This is a genomic window from Xanthomonas sp. 10-10, from assembly GCF_040182365.1.
Classification (GTDB): domain Bacteria; phylum Pseudomonadota; class Gammaproteobacteria; order Xanthomonadales; family Xanthomonadaceae; genus Xanthomonas; species Xanthomonas arboricola_F.
This window is the reverse complement of record NZ_CP144460.1, coordinates 4,583,931-4,603,756: the sequence shown is the minus strand read 5'-3', so window position 1 is coordinate 4,603,756 and position 19,826 is coordinate 4,583,931. Positions and strand designations below refer to the sequence as shown.

Genomic DNA, 19,826 nt, shown 5'->3' with positions numbered 1-19,826 from the left:
GGCATGGGGGCCAGCTCATGCGCGCGGCCTGCCGTGCGGTCTGCACGCCACGGTCTGCGCGTCTGCCACGGCTGCGTCGCCACACGCAGCAGCCCGCCTTGCCGGCGTGATGTGGACCACAGATATGGACTGATGAGGCTGCACGTCGCGAATGTACGACACACGCGTGCATTGCGCGCGTCTGGCGAGCGAAGTGGATGTGATTTTCTACCGGAAGCCGCCCCTGCAATGCAGCAATTGACGCGGCCGATGGATTCACGCGCCTGCACGCAGTCGCGCGCTAGGGTCGTTGCGTCTGCGCTCGCCACGGCGGGCTGCGGGGCCGTCCGGTCCCCGGCAAGGCGCTCTCACTGGAGGAATCACCCATGGCAACGCAGAAAGAACGCGTCGGCGGTACCGATGCGGTACCGATCTTCAAGATGCACGAAACCACGCGCGACGGCGAACTGGTCAAGTACGTGGTCGGCGACACCGGCGTGGCCTTCGACAGCCTGGAAGGCGCGCAGGCCGCCGCCAAGGATCTGGGCACGCTCAACGGCTGAGTCGCAGGATTGAACGCCGCCAATGGGGGAGTCCGCAGCGGATTGCGACGCTCGATGCAGTCGACAGCAGGGGCATCCCAGCAACCACGGGGCGAGACGGCCGGAGCAACCAGGCGGGTGCATCATGTGTGCTGCGGCCTGCCTGCTCCGGCCGTCGTTGTGTAGGGTGGCGGAGTCAGGATCGGTGTGATGCGGCTGGGTTGATCGCGGTGTGGGGCCGGTCGTGTTGCTGCGGGCGAACAGGCCGATCTGCGGACGTGAGTCCGCGATCGGGCCGCTCGGTCACGGCACGGCCGTGCCTGACTCGTCTCAACGCGCGGAGCCATCTGGCGTGCGCGACGCACTGCCCGGCATCGCGCAGCGGTGTGTATGGAATCGAGGCTGAGGCGGACATTGCGGCGCGCGTGCTCGTGCGCCGTCGGCCTTGCCTGGCGCAGTCGCAGCGGCCGTCGCAGCGGCCGCTAAGCGTCCTCAGGGCAGCGGTTGTTCGGTGAGCCGGCCGGTGTGCGGGGTGTGGATCAACGGCGCCAGGTCGAACCCCTGTTCGCGCGCCTGCGCCAGATAGGCCTGGGCAATGTTTTCGTCCAGCTGCGGCAGGCGCGCGAGCAGCCACAGATACTTGCGATCGGGACTGCCGACCAACGCGGCGGTGTACTCCGCGTCGATGCGCATCACCCAATAGTCGCCCTTGGTGAAGGGAATCCAGCGCAGCCCCTCGGGCAGGAAGGTCACTTCGAGCCTGGCATTTGTCGCGTCGATGGCGCGCGCCTGACCGACCGCTTCCTCCAGCTCGCCGGCTGCGGTCAGGCAGCGGTTCTGCACGCTTACGCTGCCGTCGTCGGCAAGCGAATAATGCGCGGACACATCGGTGCAGTCGGCGTCCTCGAAGCGGATCGGCAACCTGGCGATCTCGTACCAGGTGCCGAGATAGCGGTTCAGGTCCAGCGATGCAACGGTGATCAACTCGGGAAGTCGGCTCATGACGGCCTCTGCGCAAAGGGATGGCAGTCGTTGTACGTGCAGGGCCATGAAGTGGATGTTGGCACGCGCAGACCGGCTGCCAGCTGCGCGCCATCGCTTGCGCTGTCACTGCCGTCGCCCGTCGACGCGGCATGCGAGCGATCGGCTGCCGGTATGGCCACACCCTGACCTGCCATCGGTGCACGGCATTGCAGACACCGCACCGCGCGGGATCTGCCGCGTCGGCCCAGCCAGCCAGGAGCGGCTCACAGAGCCACGGCGCACCAGCATGCGGGCACGGCCGGCACTCGGTGCGGCATGGGCCACTCGGACACGCCGGTTTCAAGTGCGCGATCCATCTCCAGCTGGCGACTGCTCGACAGTGTGCGTGTCGCCTGACTACGCCGCGCTTGCGGCGGTCAGTGCGCGATCCAGCTTGCGATAGCCGATTGCTTCGGTCAGATGGTGCGTGGCGATGTCCGCGCTGTTGTCGAGATCGGCGATGGTGCGCGCCACGCGCAGGATGCGATGCATCGAGCGTGCGGACAGCTGCAGATGCTCGATCGCACGCTCCAGCAGCAGTTGGTCGTCGTTGTGCAGCCGGCAATGGCGATCGGTGTCGGGTTGGTCGAGCTGCGCATTGGGCAGCGGCCCGCGGGCGAGCTGGCGCTGCCGCGCGGCGACCACGCGCGCACGCACACTGGCGCTGTCCTCGCCCACATTGCCGGTCCGCAATGCTTGCGGTGGCAGACGCGGCACGTCGACATGCAGGTCGATGCGGTCCAGCAGCGGACCGGAGATGCGGCTGCGATACCGGCGGATGCTGTCGCTGCTGCAGCGGCAACGCCCGCTGCCATCGCCGGCCCACCCGCAGGGACACGGGTTCATCGCCGCCACCAGCTGAAACCGTGCCGGGAAATCCACGCTGCGCGCTGCCCGCGAGATCGTGACCAGACCCGACTCCAACGGCTCGCGCAGCACTTCCAGCGTTTGTCGCTGCCATTCTGGCAGTTCATCCAGAAACAGCACGCCGTGATGGGCCAGCGAGATCTCGCCGGGACGCGGATGGGTGCCACCACCGACCAGGGCGACCGCGCTGGCGGTGTGATGCGGGGCGCGGTAGGGGCGCTGCCGCCAGCGGGCAAGATCTAGCCCGCGGCCGCTGATGGAGGTAATTGCGGCAGTTTCCAGGGCTTCGGCTTCGCTGGCTTCCGGCAGCAGGCCAGGCAGGCGCGAGGCGAGCAGGGTCTTGCCGCATCCGGGGCTGCCGACCAGCAGCAGGTGGTGGCAGCCGGCTGCGGCGATCTCCAGTGCGCGGCGCGCATGTGGCTGGCCACGCACGTCGGCCATGTCGGGCAGTGCAGGTGCGCCCACGGCGGCAACCGCCAGCTCGGCAGCAGGCGCCTGCCGGGTGCCGTTGAGCGCGGCACAGACTTCCAGCAGGGTGCGCGCGGTAAAGGCCTGGACGTGTCCGGCAATGGCGGCCTCGGCGCCATTGGCCAGCGGCACGATGAGCCGCCGTCCGGCCTGCGCGGCAGCCAGGGCGGCCGGCAACACGCCATCGACGCCACGCAGCTCGCCGGTCAGCGCGAGTTCGCCGATGAATTCGTAATCGGCCAGCGCCTGCCGATCGATCTGGCCACTGGCCGCAAGAATGCCGAGTGCGATCGGCAGATCGAAGCGGCCGCCGTCCTTGGGCAGATCCGCCGGCGCCAGATTGATGGTGATCCGCCGGGCCGGGAATTCGAATTGTGCGCAGAGCAGGGCGGCACGTACGCGCTCGCGCGATTCGCGTACCGCAGCCTCGGGCAGGCCCACGATCTGGGTGGACGGAAGGCCGCCGGAGAGATGCACTTCCACCCGAACTTCAGGTGCGTGCACCCCCACGCGGGCACGGCTGTGCACCAGCGCCAGACTCATGGTGGAAGGCTCGGGTCAGGGAGTGTCGGAACCGGGCACCGCACTGGGCGATGCGCCGGATGCGCGCGCTTCCAGTGCGGCAACGGCCTGCTCCAGCGCGTCGAGCTTTTCGCGCGTGCGCAGCAGTACCGCGCGTTGCACGTCGAATTCTTCGCGGGTGACCAGGTCCAGCTTGCCCAGGCCGGCCTGTAGCGCGCCCTTGAAGGTGCTCTGCAATTCTTCGCGCGACTGGCGCAGGCCTGGCGGCACCAGGTCGCTGAGGCGGCGGGCGAGGTCGTCGAGCTGATTGAAATCGATCATGGTGTTCTCCGCAGGTCCGTAGGAAGCCTAGTGCAGGCCGTCACTCCCGGGACATCGGCAAGGCAGTCGGCAGGCGGTAAGGATAGTCCCATTCGACTGTCGTCCGCGGTGACGGCGGCCGGCAGGGATGAGTGTTGCAGCCGTCCACGGTATGCTGCGCGCCCGTCATGCCCTGGGACCCGCACCAATGAAAATGATCATGGCCATCGTCAAACCGTTCAAGCTCGACGATGTGCGCGAAGCGCTCGCCGGCTGTGGGGTGGCGGGCATCACGGTGACCGAGGTCAAGGGCTTCGGCCGGCAGAAGGGCCACACCGAGCTGTATCGCGGCGCCGAGTACGTGGTCGATTTCCTGCCCAAGGTGAAGATCGAAGTGGCGGTGAGCGACGACCAGGCCGAGCGCGTGGTCGAGGCCATCGTGGCCGCCGCCGGCACCGGCAAGATCGGCGACGGCAAGGTGTTCGTCTACGACCTCGGTACCGTGGTGCGCATCCGCACCGGCGAGCTGGATAGCGACGCGCTGTAAGCCCTGTCGCGCGTGGCGCTGCGTTGCGGCGCCTCTGCTGCTTGCTGAAAGATGCTGACGGCAGTGCGGCGCGCATCAGGACTTCTCAACGCTGACAGTGCATGCGCCGATTGATGGATGCGTTGGGCAATCCCGCGGTGCAGGCAAACCGGTGCGGCCGCAACGCCCCTGCCACTGGCGTAGCGGCGGCGTCATTCACGCACGCATGAGTTCCTGCGCCGCACACGCCGATCGATCGATGCATGCGGCGACGCCGTGTTGCGAGCAACACGGAACTGCGGGAATAACTGCCCCTGGCCGGCAATGACGCGGCGCAGACGCGTCTGCCCATGCGATCAACGCCTTAGACGGGCCATGGACCCAGGTCGGTTCCTGCGCAGCGTGAGGCCTCGGCGGGTCACGTTCTGCTAGCCGCTCTCTGATCGAGCGTCGAAGACGCCCACGTGCCATCTGAAGAGGTGGCCTGGCGGCGGGGTCGCTGATACCGGAACCGTAGTCCTGACAAAGCCAAGCGTCCCGCTTGGCATACCATTTCAATACCGCACCGACGAGCGGCGCGCCTGGTTCCATTCCACCCACGCGGCGCAGACGCGCTTGGCAAGCAGGCCAAACCAGGCTCGACCCCCAAAGGCCAAGACACGCTTGTCGCCGCGCAACGAGTTGCCTACTCTAGGCTGTAATACCATTCCAATACCGGAGTTCGGACATGAAGCGACGCAACAGGAAGTCGGGCCTGCGCCTGCTCTCGGTCTTGGTGGCGGCAGGACTGGCCGCACCTGCGCTGGCCGAGCCGGTCACCCAGCCGGCGCTGTTCCCGACCCCGGTGTCGATCGCGCTGGACGGGGAGACGATCGCCTTGGGCCAGTCGGTGGTGCTGGTCGTCGCGCCGGGCGCGGACCCGGCCTCGGTCGCGTTGGTGCGCAGCCTGCTCGGTGCGGCCGGCGTCCGCAAGATCGCCACCGCCTCGCGCCTGCCGGCCACGCTCGACCGTCCGCACATCGTCATCGGCACCGGCGAGGCGGCTGTGGTGCGCGATGCATTGACGCGCAGCAAGGCGACGCAGGACACCCATGCCGAAGGCTACACGCTGACCAGCGTCGCGCTGGGTAGTGGCCTGATCACGCTGGCCGGGCAGGACAGCGATGGCCTGTTCCATGCCGTGCAGACGCTGCGTCAGCTGCTGGAGCGGCCGGCCATTCCGGCGCTGACCATCCAGGATTACCCGGCCATGCCGATCCGCGGCACGATCGAAGGCTTTTACGGCGCGCCCTGGTCGATGGCCGATCGCAGCAAGCACATCGATTTTCTGGCGCGCACCAAGGCCAATACCTACATCTATAGCCCCAAGGACGACCCGTACGCGCGCGACCGCTGGCGCGATCCGTACCCGAAAGCGACCTTGAAGGCGCTGGGCAAACTGGCGGCCAACGCCAGGCGCAACCATGTCGATTTCGTCTATGCGATCTCGCCCGGGCCCAGCGTGTGTTTTTCCGATCCCGCCGATGCCAAGGCGCTGCTGCGCAAGTTCGATGCGTTCCGCGCACTGGGCGTGCGCAGCTTCTATGTGGCGTTGGACGACATCGAATACACCAAGTGGAACTGCGAACGCGACAAGACCACCTTCGGCGATTCCGGTGCGCAGGCGGCGGGCATCGCGCAGTCGCATCTGCTCAATCTGGTGCAGGCCGATCTGGTCGCCCGCCACGACGCGGCATCGGAACTGATCATGGTGCCCACCGAGTATTACGACGCCAAGGAAAGCCCGTACAAGGAAGCGCTGCGCAAGCACCTGGACCCGAAGATCGTGGTGCAGTGGACCGGCACCGACGTGGTGCCGCCGGCCATTTCCATCCCGGATGCGCGCGCCGCCACCAAGGCGTTCGGACGCAAGACGCTGCTGTGGGACAACTACCCGGTCAACGATTTCGAAACCTCGGCCGGGCGCTTGTTGATGGCACCGTATGCGCGGCGCGAGGCCGGGCTGTCGGCCGAGCTGTCCGGCATCGTGTCCAACCCGATGAACCAGGAGGTGCCCAGCCGCGTGGCGGTGATGGGGCTGACCGCGTACGCCTGGAACGACACCGGCTACGACGCGCAACGCACCTGGCATGCAGCGGCGCGCGATCTGGCCGGTGGCGATGCGCGGGTGACAGCGGCGTTGCTGACCTTCTTCGATACCCAGCATCTGGCGCCCACCTTCGGCAGCCAGCCCTGGCAGGAGCAGGCACCACGCCTGAAGGCCGTGCTGGACCAGGTGCGCGAGGCGATCGCACTGGGCGATGCCGCAGCGCGCAGCCAGGCGATTGCAACATTGGCGCGCACCGCCGACGACATCGCCGCCGCGCCGCAGATCATTCGCGATGGCGTCGCTGACAAGGGCTTTGCCGAACAATCACGCCCATGGCTGGAGGCGATGGAGGGTTGGGGCCGCGCGCTGCAGAAGACCGCGGCCGGGCTGGAGGCCGCCAATCGCGGTGACGCGCAGGGCTCAGTTGCATTCGCCGATGCCAGGCGGATCGCCGCCGAAGCGGCAGCGATCCCCTCGATTCCCGGCGCCACGCGTTTCGGCGGGCCGGTCAAGATTGCCGACGGGGTGCTCGACCGCTTCGTGGCAGACGCCCCGACGCTGATCGCCTACAGGGGGCCAGCCGCGTCGGCGGCGGTGGAGCACTGACGACGGCGCTACTGGCTCTTGAGGGAGTCACGCGCCGCGTTTGAGACGGCGATAGAGCCGCTTCCAGCCGCCGCGCAGGCCACGCACCCAGCCCGGCTCGGCGCTGCGCGCGGCCTCGTCGGCGGTGGGTGCGATACCGGCCAGGCGCTGGCGCATCTTGTGGAAATTGGCCACGTCGCTGCGTTGCAGCTGGCGGGCCAACGTGCCACGCCGCAGCCAGCGCGGGAAGCGCCAGGCCGAGGTGAAATCGATCAACACCGGCACCCCGGCACTGACCACCACGTTGGTGCCGTGCAGATCGTTATGGGTGATGCCGAAGGCATGCAGGCGACGCAGCGCCTGCTGCAACTGTTGAAAGACTTCCTGGCCCACCACCGCACTGGCGCTGAGCGTGTCGCCCGGGATGAACTCCATGCCCAGCGCCAGACCGCCCAACGTGCCGAGCAGTGCCGGGGCATGCCGCCAGCCGTGCAAGCGGCGCAGCATGCGCGCCTCATGGCGGACCATCAGCCGTGCGATCGGTGCCAGCAGCGTGCGGCGATACCGGCCGTAGTCCTTGACCACTGCCAGCTGCCCGTCCAGATGGGTGCGGTAGACGTCGGGCTCGAGCAGCCGCGTGCCCTGCTTGAGCAGAACGGGAGTGACGACCTGCAGGCTGGACACATCCAGCGGTTGGTAATGCATGACAGTTCTCCAGACCCTGGCGGCGCGGAGGTGTCACGCGGGACGCAGGTCCATGGGGATCACGATGGATCGGGATCGCGCAATTTTAGAACTTGCGAGTATTGAAATTACATTTGTTTAACAAATGAAATGTTCCGGACATGGAACAGCCTTTCAATTCAGGCGGTTGAAGCGCTCGGGCCTTGCGAAATTACCGGGGAAGAGGCCATGCGGGAGCACTGTGCCGGTGCGCTGGGCGGCCGCACGCGGCACCACGGCCGCGGTGCGATCTCGCCCGACCGGGACCGAAGCTGGCGATCGGCTCGCGGTTGATCGGCGGGGGTGCGGCACATGTCGAAGCCGCTTGCGGCTGCGTGCGGTCGGATACGCGTCGCGCCGCTTCTTGACAGTCAATGAGACTCCAGACACTGTGCGCGCTGCGGTCAGGGGGCTGCATCACACGCGCGTCGCGCACATCCACGTCGGTGTGCCACGGTCGGTGCCTTGGGCATTGCGGTGATGCGGGGAAGCTCCCGAAGAGATGACGGCAACTGCGCCACTTCCAGACGCCGTCGGGTTCGCCTGCGCGCGCACGGATGCGGGAACGATGGAGGACCACTCATGGGGAATGCGATGAAAAGGACTGCAACACTGCTGTTGGCCTGCACGGCGCTTGGCGTCACGGCACAGGCCTCGGCGCAATCGTTGTCGCGCGGCTGGGACAGCTACCGGCAGCAGCAAAAGCAATCGCAGGCCGGTACGCAGGGGGCCCCTGCGCCGGCAGCGCCGCCGTCGCGTCCGTCGCAAGCCGGCAGCGGCGGCGCGCCCACCGCCGTCGGTGGAAGCGGAAGCGTGAGTGTGGTCGACCAGACCGGCGGATTTGCCACCGTCACGGCGCAGACGCCCGCGGTAGATGCGCCACAGGCGCCGGCTTACGCAGCAGCGCCAGTCCAGGCAACGGGCACTGAGCAGACCGAGCAATCGCGGATCGACAGCGGCGCGTTTATTAGCGTGCAGCGGGGTAGGGGCGAGGTGTTCAGTGGCTACAAGCAGGACATGCTTGGCCTCAGCGCCGGCTATCGCTGGCGTGCCGGCTCGGTGACGTTGATCGGGCTCGAGGGGTCGGTTGGGCGCCTGGACCGCGGAGACTCGACCGACGATGTGTTTATTCCAGCAGTGAAGTTTGTCGGCATCGGCGGTACGGCCCGTTTCAATTTTGGTGACACTCCACTGTTTGCTGTGGTGCGTATTGGCTCATGGTATGCGGAGGTCGCAGAAATGAGTGATGAAATCTACGGTGGCTACGCTAGCCTTGGCCTGGGCGTCGATCTCGGCAAGCACGCGAGTGTGAGCGCGATGTACACCAACTACATTTACGCCAACGATTACTATGACTACGCCGAAGACACCACCATCAATCGTGCCGATGTACTGAACGCGGCACTCGAAGTCCGCTTCTGATGTAAGCGAATGATCCAGGAAGGGCGGGCGGTGGCGTCCGCCCTTCCGCGTCGGATGTATTTCAACAGCGACTTGGCAGACGGCAGTTTTTGTTGAGGCCGCACCTTGATGACGCGCCGCATACGGTCATTGGCGTTGCACGGACATCCATGCGGGTTGTTGTAGTGTCACGGTCAACGCATTAGCTCAGCCGTTGGTGAGGGCAGATGGACGCAGTGGCGCAGTTTTTGACTGACGAACAGGACCCGGTAGCCGTGGGCAAGATCCTGCCCAAGGTGAACGAGTTGCTGACACGGGACGAGCAGGTCGAGTACATCGCCGTGCAGAAGAAGATGGTGATGAACCTGTCGCCGGATGCGGTGGTGCTGACCAACCGCAGGTTCATCGTGGTCTCCCCGAAACTGTTCGGCATGACGTTTCGCGATTTCCCCTGGCGCGAGGTGCTCGATGTGCACATGAGCGAACAGATGCTCGGGGCCACCATCATGTGCCGCACCACGCAGGGTGCGTATGCATCCATCGATAGCCTGCCAAAAAAGCAGGCGCGTCGCGTGTATGCCTATGCGCAGCAGGTGGAAGAATCGGCCTACGAAAAACGCCAGCAGCTGGAATTCGACAAGTTGCGCGCCTCTGCTGGCGGTGTGGTGGTGCACGCTCCTGCGGCGCCGGGTACGGTGCCGTCGGCCCCGCCGATCGCGGTGGCCGTCACCGATGATCCGATGCAGGTGCTGAGCAAGCTCAAGCAGCTATTGGATGCGGGTTTGGTCACGCAGGAAGAATTCGATGCCAAAAAGGCCGAGGTATTGGCACGGCTGTAAGGCTGCTGGCAGATGCAGCAGGTAGCCGTCAGCTGGCGGGGATTGCGCGGACCCAGGAATGCCTGACGAAACTAGCGAGCAATCGTAAGCCGTGCGGACGGTGCGCCGAGAACCGGAGCGTAAAGCGTGGTGCATGCCGATTCCGAGCACCGGCCGTACCAAGCGGTGCATGCGTGGGTTCGGGAAGTCACTTCAAGCGGCGCTCTGCGTGCTCTGCACTTGCCGCAGCCGGCGCGCAGACCGCTACGCCGGTCGTGGGGTGCCAAGCTACGGCAGTCAAGACCGGCACGTGGTCGTCAGGCGGGCGGACGCAGCTTCGCTGTTTGCCGCATGGACATGGCGGCTGCTCCGCCTGCCATGCCCATCTGACGAGCGTTCACCTTGGTGCCGCTGGCAGTCTTACTCGTCCAGCGCCTTGGCCACGAACGGCGGTGCGACCAGCACGCCGGTATGCAGGTGCGCGGTGTAGTACAGCGTCTCGAAGCCCTTGGCCTGCGCAGCGTCCTGGCGGAAGGCGAAATCGGCGTTGGCCTGCTTGCTGGCCATGGTCACGCTCCACCAGCCGGTGGGGTAGCACGGCTGCGGGAACGGCAGGGTCTTGAACGACTGGAAGCCGGCCTTGCCCATTTCGGTGCGCATTTCCTGGATCAGCGCCAGCAGCGCCAGCGGCGACTCGGACTGCTGCACCAGGATGCCGTCGTCCTTCAGTGCCTTGAAGCAGCTCTCGTAGAAGGCCTTGTTGAACAGGCCCTCGGCCGGGCCGACCGGGTCGGTGGAATCGACGATCACGATGTCCACGCTGCCGGCCGGGCAGTTGGCCATGTAGGCCACGCCGTCGTCGAACAGCAGCTCGGCGCGCGCGTCGTGGTTGGAATCGCACAGCTCGGGGAAGTACTTCTCCGACATGCGGGTGACCTGCTCGTCGATATCGCACTGGGTGGCGCTTTCCACGCCCGGGTGCTTGAGCACCTCGCGCAGGGTGCCGCAGTCGCCGCCGCCGATGATCACCACGCGCTTGGGCGCGGCGTGGGTGAATAGCGCCGGATGGCTGATCATCTCGTGATAGAAGAAATTGTCGCGGCTGGTGAGCATCACCGCGCCATCGATCAGCATCAGCTTGCCCCAGTCGGTGGTCTGGTAGATCTCGATCTTCTGGAACGGGGACTGCACCTCGTCCAGCTTGCCACTGATGCGGAAGCCGATCGCCGAGCCGGTGGGCTGGAAGTGTTCGATGTACCAGTTGTCGTTGGTGCTCATGCGGACGTCCTAATTCTGGAAGAAGCGGGCTGTTCCTTCTCCCTGCGGGAGAAGGTGGCGCGTGGCGCCGGATGAGGGTCGGGCGCAGCCTCATGCAGTCGGACTGCGTGGCGGCTGACCCTTGCTCGGCCCCGCTCCGACCAGGAGCAGGGCGTGAAGTCGGCGCGGATTGTAACGGACCCTGCGCGTGCCAGGCGTTACACTTCACGCCCTTTTTGCCCCAGCCGAGACAACGAAATGAGCGATTGGTCCCTCGACCAAGCCCGCAAGACCTACTCGATCCCGCATTGGGCCGATGGGTATTTCGATGTAAACGCCGCCGGCCACGTGGTGGTCACCCCCACCGTCGACGGCCCGTCGGTGTCCTTGCCGGAGGTGGTGGATGCCGCGCGTGCGGCCGGCGCCAAGCTGCCGCTGCTGGTGCGTTTCCCCGACATCCTCGGCCAGCGCCTGGGCAAGCTGCAGGCGGCGTTCGCGCAGGCGCAGTCCGAGTGGGATTACGCCGGCGGCTATACCGCGGTGTACCCGATCAAGGTCAACCAGCACCGTGGCGTGGCCGGCACGCTGGCCAGCCACCATGGCGAGGGCTTCGGCCTGGAAGCGGGCAGCAAGCCGGAGCTGATGGCAGTGCTGGCGCTGTCGCGTCCGGGCGGGCTGATCGTCTGCAACGGCTACAAGGACCGCGAATACATCCGCCTGGCGCTGATCGGCCGCAAGCTCGGCCTGCAGACCTTCATCGTCATCGAAAAGCCCTCCGAGCTGAAGCTGGTGCTGGAAGAGGCGCGCGCGCTGGACGTCAAGCCGGGCCTGGGCGTGCGCATGCGCCTGGCCTCGCTGGGCGCGGGCAAATGGCAGAACAGCGGCGGCGACAAGGCCAAGTTCGGGCTGTCGCCGCGGCAGGTGCTGGACCTGTGGAAGACGCTGCGCGACACCGAGTACGCCGACAGCCTGAAGCTGCTGCATTTCCACATGGGCTCGCAGATCTCCAATGTGCGCGACATCGCCAACGGCATGCGCGAGGCCACGCGCTATTTCGTGGAGTTGTCGCGGCTGGGCGCGAAGATCAGCCACGTGGACGTCGGCGGCGGCCTGGGCATCGATTACGAAGGCACCCGCTCGCGCAGCTATTGCTCGATCAACTACGGCCTGCATTCCTACGCCAGCAACATCGTGCAGCCGTTGGCCAGCGCCTGCGAAGAACACGGCCTGACCCCGCCGCGCATCGTCACCGAATGCGGCCGCGCGATGACCGCCCACCATGCGGTGCTGATCGCCAACGTGTCCGAGGTGGAGCAGGCGCCGGAAGGCCGCGTGCCGGACGCGCACGACGACGAGCCGGCAGCGATCCGCCACCTGCGCGAGATCCACGACGAGCTCGATGTGCGACCGGCGGTGGAATTGTTCCAGGAGGCGCAGCACTTCCATGCCGAAGGCTTGAGCGCGTATGCACTGGGCCAGATTGACCTGACCCACCGCGCGCGCATCGACGACCTGTTCTATGCCATCGCGCACGGTGTGCGTGCACGCCTGAGCTTCGACGAGAAGAGCCACCGCCCGGTGCTGGACGAGCTCAACGAGCGGCTGGTGGACAAGTACTTCGTCAACTTCAGCGTGTTCGAGTCGATCCCGGATGTGTGGGCGATCGATCAGGTGTTCCCGATCGTGCCGATCGAGCGCCTGAACGAAGCCCCGCAGCGGCGCGGCATCATTGCCGACATGACCTGCGACTCCGACGGCATGGTCAAGACCTACGTCGAGAACGAGAGTCTGGACAGCTCGATGCCGTTGCACACCTTGAACCCGGGCGAGAGTTATCGCATCGGTTTCTTCCTGGTCGGTGCCTACCAGGAAATCCTCGGCGATATCCATAACCTGTTCGGCGATACCGATGCGGTGGAAGTTGCCGTGGACGGCGAGGGCTATCGCATCGTGCAGCAGCGTCGCGGCGACACCACCGATGTGATGCTGGACTACGTGGGCTACCAGCTGGACACGCTGCGCGCGACCTATGCCGAACGCATCGCCGCAGCGCAACTGTCGCCCGAGCGCGCGCAGGAGCTGCACGACGCGCTGGAGGCCGGCCTGACCGGCTATACCTATCTGTCCGACGAGCCGTTGGGCTGATGCATCGCGCGCTGCGGGCCTGCCCCGCAGCGCGTTGATCCTTGTCATCGAGCAATCCGCTTCGTGCGCTGCCGGTGTGGAAGCCCGTGCAGGGCACTGGTCGCCGCATTGCCCAACGGCGCAATGCGGCGACCAGCATCCGCCACGTCGCACGCGATCTTCATCGCACGGTGGCGTCTTGATGGCGCGGCTTAAGGTCGTGTGTCAGGCGGGCTCAGCTACACCATGCATTGCGGTCTGCGCAGCGTCGCAGCACCAGCACCAGCAGCGAAACCCAGCGACGCTTCATGCCGATGACACGCAGGCGACGCTTGCGTGATCGTGCGACCACCGGCGAGGTTGCTGCAGAAAACAGCGTGTTTCGTGCAGTGATTTGCACACGACGCAGGCGCATCAACGCCTGCATGCGTACTGGTCTTATGCTTGGCGATCGTCGAAGCGGGGCGGGCGCCGCATCCTATCCATTGTTGCGCTCAGGACATCGACATCCCATGCGCTGTGGTTGCAGATGGCGCATGCATGCCAAATGCCCGCCGTTTTACGCAGTGATTGGCTAGAAATACAGCCGTATCAACGCTGGCGCGCGCACTGGTCTTATGCGTACTGCTCGCTGCGAGTAACCCGATAAGCGCAGCGTCTGTTCGCTTGCCGGGCGCAGAGCATTGCGCATTTGACGCTGCATTCCAGGTGCTTTTCTTGCAATGCGCATCGGTGTGGCATTGCGTCTGCCTGCAGCTATGCATCCAGAACACTAGTTGAAATCACACTTCGGTAAAAAAATTTTGCACCTCACGCGCAATTCGTGATTTTTGCACGGTTCTGTCCGAAGACGAATTGTTAGTGTCTGTTTAACTTGTCGGGATGCAAGTTGCTCCAATCAGACATCTGCACATCGGGGTTTCGATCGTGCCTGTCGCCTCGTAGTTGCCTGTCCATTGTGCGTTTCCACTGTGTATTGCCGGCATCTGCCGGCAGTCGATGGTGTTTTCTATCTTGCGTTTCATTACCAGGTGCTGATCCGGCGTCACTTTGACCGCAATGCGGCCAGGGCGCTCCGGGCGACCGCGCGCCACACAAAAGGAAGCTTGCAATGCACGCCGATGCCGCCCCGCTGTTTCCCTTGACCAGAGCGCAACGCGGCCTGTGGGTGGCCAGCAAGTTGCATACCGACAACACCTTGATGTTGTCCGAGGCACTGGAGATGTTCGGTCCACTGGACCCTGCGCTATTGATCCGCGCCACGTTGCAGCTGGCGCGCGAGTTCGACACGCTGCGGCTGTGCATCGTGGAGCACGACGGCGTGCCGCGGCAGGTGATCCTGCCCGAGTACACGGCGCCGGTTCCCTACCTCAACGTCAGCGAAGATCCCGCACCGCGCAATGCCGCCGAGCACTGGGTGGACGAACAGATCCGCCAGCCGGAAAACCTGGAGCATGGGCCGCTGTGGCATTGCGCGGTGTTCCGGCTCGGCGAAGACCACCATATGTGGGTGCAGTGCGTCAGCCATCTGGTGATGGACGGTTATTGCGCATCGATCATGATGCAGCGCATGTCGGTGCTGTACAACGCGTACGCCGCAGGCGTGGAGCCGGAACCTGCGCACTACGGCAGTGCGCTGTCGCTGGTGGAGATGGAGCAGCAGTACCGCGCCTCCGACCGCTTCCAGCGCGATCGCGACTACTGGATGCAGCAGCTGGCCGATCTGCCGCCACCGGCAACCCTGGCACGCCCGGGCAATCATCTGTCCACCGGGTTGTTGCGCGGCACCGGGCAGTTTTCGCCGCAGCAGGTGGTGCGCCTGCGTGCGATGGGCAAGGACTACGGCGCCAGCCTGCCGCAGATGCTGATCTCGCTGATCGCCGCCTATTACTACCGCTGCACCGGTGCCGAAGATCTGGTGCTGGCGATGCCGGTGACCGGCCGCATCAATGCGCGTTACCGCCAGACTGCCGGGTTGGTGGCCAATGTGATCTCGCTGCGCCTGAAGATGGACCCGCAGCAGCCGATCCATGCGTTGTTTGGGCAGGTCGCATCGGTAGTCAGGCATGCCTTGCGGCATCAGCAATATCGCTTCGAGGACGTACGCCGCGACATCGGCATGTTCGGCATCGACCAGAAGTTCGCCCGCCTGGCCGTCAATATCGAAGCCTTCGATTACGCGCTGCGCTTTGGCGAGGCGTACGCGATACCGCATAACCTGTGCAACGGCCCGGCCGACGATCTGACCATTTTTTGCTACGAGCGTGGCGACGGCGCGGCCCTGCGCTTCGATCTGGACGCCAATCCGGCGTTGTACGACAGCGACGAGCTGGCCGAACACTGCCGTCGCCTGACCCATCTGGCCGATTCCGTGCTGGCAAACCCGGAATGCGCGCTGGGTGAAGTGGACGTGCTGGGCGAGCAAGAGCGCCACCGGTTGCTGCACACCTGGAATCACACCGCCGCAACGCTGCCGGAGCCGGCCACGTTGTTGCACGGCATGTTGCAGCGTGCCGAGATCATGCCTGCGGCCGTTGTCGTGCAATACGAAAACCGCACCCTGGACTACGCCACGCTGTGCGAGCTCGCCTCGCGGATCGCTGCGCAATGGGTGGCCGATGGGGTGCGCCCTGGCGATGTGGTCGCTGTCGCGTTGCCGCGCAGCGAGCATCTGTTGGTGGCCTTGCTGGCCATCATGTGGAGCGGCGCGGCCTACCTGCCGCTGGACCCGGAAAGCCCGGCGGCGCGCAATCGGCAGATGCTCAACGATTCCGGTGCGATTGCGCTGGTCTGCGAGCCGGCATTGTGCGAGCGCTATCTGCTTGGCGGCATGGTCTGGCTGGACCCGCGCCCGGCGCAGCTGCCGGCGGCGATCGCCCCAAGGGCGACTCCGGATGGGACGGCGTACGTGCTGTACACCTCCGGCTCCACCGGCACGCCCAAGGGCGTGGAGATCAGCCATCGCAACCTGTTCAATTTCCTGCATGCGATGGAACACGAGCTCGCCTTGCGTCCGCGCGACCGCGTGCTGGCGGTCACCACCATCACCTTCGACATCGCCGGGCTGGAGCTGTATCTGCCATTGCTGGTGGGCGCGCGCGTGGTCATCGCACCGGCCGGCATCAGTCACGATCCGCGCAGTCTGTCGCGCCTGATCGTCCACGAGCAGATCAGCCTGGTGCAGGCCACGCCGTCGCTATGGCGCATCCTGCTGGCCAATCAGGATCTGGCGCTGGATCGCATCCATGCCCTTGTCGGTGGCGAGGCCCTGGTGCCCGAGTTGGCGACGCAATTGTTGAGCCGGGTTGGGCGCCTGACCCAGTTGTACGGGCCGACCGAAACCACCATCTGGTCGACCATCATGCCGCTGCAGTTGACCGATGCGGCCGCGCCGCCAATCGGCAGGCCGCTGCTCAACACACGCGTCTATGTGCTGGATGCGCAGCGGCAGCCGTTGCCGACCGGTGCGATCGGCGAGCTGTACATCGGCGGTGCCGGCGTGGCCAAGGGCTATCGCGGCAAGCGCCAGCTCACCAGCGAGCGTTTCCTGCGCGACCCGTTCGCCGACGACGGCAGCACCATGTACCGCACCGGCGACCGCGTACGTCAGCGTCGCGACGGCCTGCTGGAATTCATCGGCCGCGCCGATGCGCAATTGAAGATCCGCGGCCACCGCGTGGAGCCGGCGGAAATCGAAAATGCATTGCTGCTGCATGCGCAGGTGGCGCAGGTGGCGGTGGTTGCGCACAACGATGGCGACAACGCCGTGCAACTGCTCGCCTACGTGGTGGGCAAGCATGGCAACACGCCATCGAGCGAGTTGCTGCGCGCCCATCTGCAACAGCGTCTGCCGGCCTCGATGATTCCCAGCCTGTGGATGCCACTGCCGGCGTTGCCGCTGACGGCCAATGGCAAGCTGGATCGCCGCGCCTTGCCCGCGCCGGGCGCATTGCCCAAGCGTGCGCATGTGGCGCCGCGCGATGCACTCGAACATCAACTGGCGGCCCTGCTGCAGGAGGTGCTGGGCATCGAGGTGGTGGGGGTGGACGACAACTTCTTCGAGCTCGGTGGCGATTCGCTACGGGCGGCAGAGATGGCGGCACGCTTCCCGCAACTGTTCGGCGTGGAGCTGCCGCTGGGCGCGCTGTTCCATGCGCCGACGATTGCCGGCCTGTCGGAGGTGATCAAACGCAGCGCGCAGGCACCCAACGACCCGCTGAGCGTGCTGTTGCCGATGCGCGCAGGCAGCGCGGGCGTCACGCCGTTGTTCTGCATCCATCCAGTCATCGGCCTGGGCTGGTCGTATCTCACCCTGCTTGGCCAGCTCGATCCGCAGTGGCCGGTGTACGCATTGCAGTCGCCGGCATTGAGCGACCCGCAGCACCGTCCTGAAAGCATCGAGGCGATCGCCCGCGATTATCTGGCGCGTCTGCGCAGCGTGCAGCCGCATGGCCCGTATCGCTTGATGGGCTGGTCGCTGGGCGGCCTGATCGCGCACGCCATGGCCGCCGAATTGCATGACCTGGGCGAACAGGTCGAGTTGCTGGCGATGCTCGACAGCTACCCGCATCTGGAACAGGCCGCCGCACTGCCCGAAGCGGAAAACGTACGTGCATCGGTACATGCGCTCGGGCTGACGCTGGCGCACGACCAACCGATGCCGACCACCGTGGCTCAGCTGGCCAGCCTGTTGTGCGATCACTACGGCTTGACCACCTTGCCGGCGGTGCAGCAGTTGCTGAAGCAGCGCCCCACGCTGCTGGACGACCTGGGCGCAGTGACCCAGCATCACCTGCACCTGGCGCGGCGTCACCGGCCGCGCACATTGAACCAGGATGTGCTGTTCGTCGAAGCCAGCGTGCGTATGAGCTCCGGTGGCGACGAGGCGCAATGGGTGGATTACCGGCCGCAGGCATGGCGTCCGTATGTGCGCACGCTGCATCTGTACGCCCTGGACAGCGATCATCACTCGATGCTGTCGGCTGCGCACTCGGCAACGCTATGTGCGCTGCTGCACCAGGCCACTGCACAGGTGCCGCAGCGCGATGCCAGCATCGCCAGCGCCAGTGCCAACGACGGGGTAGCCGAATATGCCTGAGTCTCTCGCTTCGGCTGCAGCCAACCGCCCGGTCGTCATCGCCACCCTGGGCACGCACGGCGATGTGCGCCCGATCATCGCGCTGGGCCGCGGTCTGCAGCAGCGCGGTTACCTGGTGCGGGTACTGACCAGCACCAACTTCGAGGCATTGATTCGCGCCAACGGGCTGGAGTTTTTCCCGCTCAGCGGCGACCACCAGAAGTTGCTGCAGGGCAACCCGGACGTTGCAGAAATGCGTGGCGGCTGGCGCGGTATCTGGGGCACATTGCGCGCACAGCTGCTGAGCTGGGCACGCGACTGGGCAGAGCAGGGCCGGGCGGCGTGCGCCGATGCCGGCTTGATCCTGGGCGTGGGCAGCGCAAGTTTCCTTGCGCATAGCCTGGGTCAGGCCTATGGGGTGCCGGTGTGCTTTGCACAGCTGCAACCGCTCACGGCCTCGCGCCATCTGCCGTTGATGGTGATGCCCAACGTGCGTCTGCCCGGGCGTGTGAGCGTGGCCTTGCACCACGCGGTGCGGTTTGCCGGCTGGCAGCTGATGCGCCCGGCGCTCAACGATATCGTGCGGCCGGCGCTGGGGCTGCCGGCGTATCCGTGGCGAGGCCCGGACCGCAGCGCGCTGCGTGTGATCTACGGTTACAGCGCGCAGCTGTGCCCACGTCCGCCGGACTGGCCGCAAAGCGCGCAGGTCTGCGGATTCTGGCAACTGCCGCAGCCGCAATGGCAACCGCCTGCCGCATTGCAGGCGTTTCTGCAGGCCGGGCCGCCGCCGTTGTATATCGGCTTCGGCAGCATGACCAGCCGCGATGCGGTGCAGCTCACCGCCACGGTCAAGGCCGCCGTGCGCCTGACCGGGCAACGCGCCTTGCTGGCCAGTGGCTGGGGCGGGCTGGAAACCGCCGACACCGCCGCTGCGGATGACGCCGGGCGTTTCTTCCATCTGGACCAAGCGCCGCACGATTGGTTGTTTCCACGGGTGACCGCAGCCGTGCACCACGGCGGCGCCGGCACCACCGGTGCTGCGCTGACGGCCGGGATTCCGTCGGTGGTGTTGCCGTTCGGCTACGACCAACCGTTCTGGGCGCACTGCCTGGCACGACGTGGCGTGGCGCCACCGGCCCTGGTGCGTGCCGGCTTGCAGCCGGAGACGCTGGCCGAGGCATTGCGCCAGGCCAGTGCCCCGGCCATGCGTGCGGCGGCACGCGCGCTGGGCCAGCGCATCCGCGACGAAGACGGCGTGCGCAGTGCAGTCGATCAACTGGAAGCGTGGGGGCTGTTGCATCCAGGCGCGCGGATGACACGAATCGAGCAGGCGGCGGTGGCCTGAGGCCGGGAGTGCCGTGTCGGCCTCAGCGGCGCGCGGCGTGCCCGCCGACGGGGCAGTGTCATGCATGCGCCAGCGGGTAAGCGCGGCCAACACAACGCCGCGCTCGCCGTCAGGGCGCACAGCCGTGCTCGTTGCGGCACGTGCCACTGGCACACGCTGGTTCTCTGAGCGTGCGTTGCC

Annotated in this window: 13 protein-coding genes; 8 read left to right on the top strand and 5 right to left on the bottom strand. The window is 66.1% G+C overall.

Annotated elements, in window-relative coordinates; translation table 11 throughout:
• The first annotated feature begins 365 nt into the window (after positions 1-365).
• The gene (locus VZ068_RS19405; RefSeq protein WP_349656211.1) at positions 366-542 is read left to right on the top strand and encodes a hypothetical protein; all 177 of its coding nucleotides are present in this window, start codon (positions 366-368) and stop codon (positions 540-542) included.
• A 471-nt stretch (positions 543-1,013) separates the two neighbouring features.
• On the opposite strand, the gene VZ068_RS19400 is transcribed toward VZ068_RS19405, so the two are convergent.
• From VZ068_RS19400 to VZ068_RS19390, 3 genes are all read right to left on the bottom strand, one after another.
• On the bottom strand, positions 1,014-1,523 hold the full coding sequence (locus VZ068_RS19400; RefSeq protein WP_349656210.1) for a lipocalin family protein: 510 nt from the start codon (positions 1,521-1,523) through the stop codon (positions 1,014-1,016).
• A gap of 378 nt (positions 1,524-1,901) precedes the next feature.
• Positions 1,902-3,422, bottom strand: a complete 1,521-nt coding sequence (locus VZ068_RS19395; protein ID WP_349656209.1) for a YifB family Mg chelatase-like AAA ATPase — start codon at positions 3,420-3,422, stop codon at positions 1,902-1,904.
• A 15-nt stretch (positions 3,423-3,437) separates the two neighbouring features.
• Positions 3,438-3,722, bottom strand: a complete 285-nt coding sequence (locus VZ068_RS19390; RefSeq protein ID WP_259157047.1) for an accessory factor UbiK family protein — start codon at positions 3,720-3,722, stop codon at positions 3,438-3,440.
• A gap of 151 nt (positions 3,723-3,873) precedes the next feature.
• On the opposite strand from VZ068_RS19390, the gene VZ068_RS19385 reads away from it, so the two are divergent.
• The gene (locus tag VZ068_RS19385; protein WP_276577329.1) at positions 3,874-4,248 is read left to right on the top strand and encodes a P-II family nitrogen regulator; all 375 of its coding nucleotides are present in this window, start codon (positions 3,874-3,876) and stop codon (positions 4,246-4,248) included.
• Between the two features lie 706 nt (positions 4,249-4,954).
• Complete coding sequence (locus VZ068_RS19380) at positions 4,955-6,922, top strand: beta-N-acetylglucosaminidase domain-containing protein (RefSeq protein WP_349656208.1); 1,968 nt, start codon at positions 4,955-4,957, stop codon at positions 6,920-6,922.
• Between the two features lie 27 nt (positions 6,923-6,949).
• On the opposite strand, the gene VZ068_RS19375 is transcribed toward VZ068_RS19380, so the two are convergent.
• A complete protein-coding gene (locus VZ068_RS19375; RefSeq protein WP_349656207.1) occupies positions 6,950-7,606 on the bottom strand; it encodes an RIO1 family regulatory kinase/ATPase in 657 nt (218 codons plus the stop codon).
• Positions 7,607-8,218: 612 nt separating this feature from the next.
• On the opposite strand from VZ068_RS19375, the gene VZ068_RS19370 reads away from it, so the two are divergent.
• Together VZ068_RS19370 and VZ068_RS19365 are read left to right on the top strand one after the other, a co-directional pair.
• Positions 8,219-9,046, top strand: a complete 828-nt coding sequence (locus tag VZ068_RS19370; protein WP_349657758.1) for a hypothetical protein — start codon at positions 8,219-8,221, stop codon at positions 9,044-9,046.
• A 206-nt stretch (positions 9,047-9,252) separates the two neighbouring features.
• Positions 9,253-9,864, top strand: coding sequence for a PH domain-containing protein (locus VZ068_RS19365; RefSeq protein ID WP_115050978.1), 612 nt, complete (start codon positions 9,253-9,255; stop codon positions 9,862-9,864).
• Positions 9,865-10,263: 399 nt separating this feature from the next.
• On the opposite strand, the gene speE is transcribed toward VZ068_RS19365, so the two are convergent.
• Positions 10,264-11,121, bottom strand: coding sequence for a polyamine aminopropyltransferase (speE, locus tag VZ068_RS19360; protein WP_349656206.1), 858 nt, complete (start codon positions 11,119-11,121; stop codon positions 10,264-10,266).
• Positions 11,122-11,358: 237 nt separating this feature from the next.
• On the opposite strand from speE, the gene speA reads away from it, so the two are divergent.
• The 3 genes from speA to VZ068_RS19345 all read left to right on the top strand — a co-directional run bounded on the left by speA (position 11,359) and on the right by VZ068_RS19345 (position 19,646).
• Positions 11,359-13,245, top strand: coding sequence for an arginine decarboxylase (speA, locus tag VZ068_RS19355; protein ID WP_259166993.1), 1,887 nt, complete (start codon positions 11,359-11,361; stop codon positions 13,243-13,245).
• A 1,147-nt stretch (positions 13,246-14,392) separates the two neighbouring features.
• Complete coding sequence (locus tag VZ068_RS19350) at positions 14,393-18,322, top strand: amino acid adenylation domain-containing protein (RefSeq protein ID WP_349657757.1); 3,930 nt, start codon at positions 14,393-14,395, stop codon at positions 18,320-18,322.
• Complete coding sequence (locus tag VZ068_RS19345; protein ID WP_259166989.1) at positions 18,315-19,646, top strand: glycosyltransferase; 1,332 nt, start codon at positions 18,315-18,317, stop codon at positions 19,644-19,646. The genes VZ068_RS19350 and VZ068_RS19345 overlap by 8 nt, the downstream gene beginning before the upstream one ends.
• The last annotated feature ends 180 nt before the right edge of the window (positions 19,647-19,826 follow it).

What these genes read in the sequence shown, in the direction of transcription:
- VZ068_RS19405 (WP_349656211.1), top strand. Translation starts at nt 366, where the DNA reads ATGGCAACGCAGAAAGAACGCGTCGGCGGTACCGATGCGGTACCGATC.
- VZ068_RS19400 (WP_349656210.1), bottom strand. Translation starts at nt 1,523, where the DNA reads ATGAGCCGACTTCCCGAGTTGATCACCGTTGCATCGCTGGACCTGAAC.
- VZ068_RS19395 (WP_349656209.1), bottom strand. Translation starts at nt 3,422, where the DNA reads ATGAGTCTGGCGCTGGTGCACAGCCGTGCCCGCGTGGGGGTGCACGCA.
- VZ068_RS19390 (WP_259157047.1), bottom strand. Translation starts at nt 3,722, where the DNA reads ATGATCGATTTCAATCAGCTCGACGACCTCGCCCGCCGCCTCAGCGAC.
- VZ068_RS19385 (WP_276577329.1), top strand. Translation starts at nt 3,874, where the DNA reads ATGCTGCGCGCCCGTCATGCCCTGGGACCCGCACCAATGAAAATGATC.
- VZ068_RS19380 (WP_349656208.1), top strand. Translation starts at nt 4,955, where the DNA reads ATGAAGCGACGCAACAGGAAGTCGGGCCTGCGCCTGCTCTCGGTCTTG.
- VZ068_RS19375 (WP_349656207.1), bottom strand. Translation starts at nt 7,606, where the DNA reads ATGCATTACCAACCGCTGGATGTGTCCAGCCTGCAGGTCGTCACTCCC.
- VZ068_RS19370 (WP_349657758.1), top strand. Translation starts at nt 8,219, where the DNA reads ATGAAAAGGACTGCAACACTGCTGTTGGCCTGCACGGCGCTTGGCGTC.
- VZ068_RS19365 (WP_115050978.1), top strand. Translation starts at nt 9,253, where the DNA reads ATGGACGCAGTGGCGCAGTTTTTGACTGACGAACAGGACCCGGTAGCC.
- speE (WP_349656206.1), bottom strand. Translation starts at nt 11,121, where the DNA reads ATGAGCACCAACGACAACTGGTACATCGAACACTTCCAGCCCACCGGC.
- speA (WP_259166993.1), top strand. Translation starts at nt 11,359, where the DNA reads ATGAGCGATTGGTCCCTCGACCAAGCCCGCAAGACCTACTCGATCCCG.
- VZ068_RS19345 (WP_259166989.1), top strand. Translation starts at nt 18,315, where the DNA reads ATGCCTGAGTCTCTCGCTTCGGCTGCAGCCAACCGCCCGGTCGTCATC.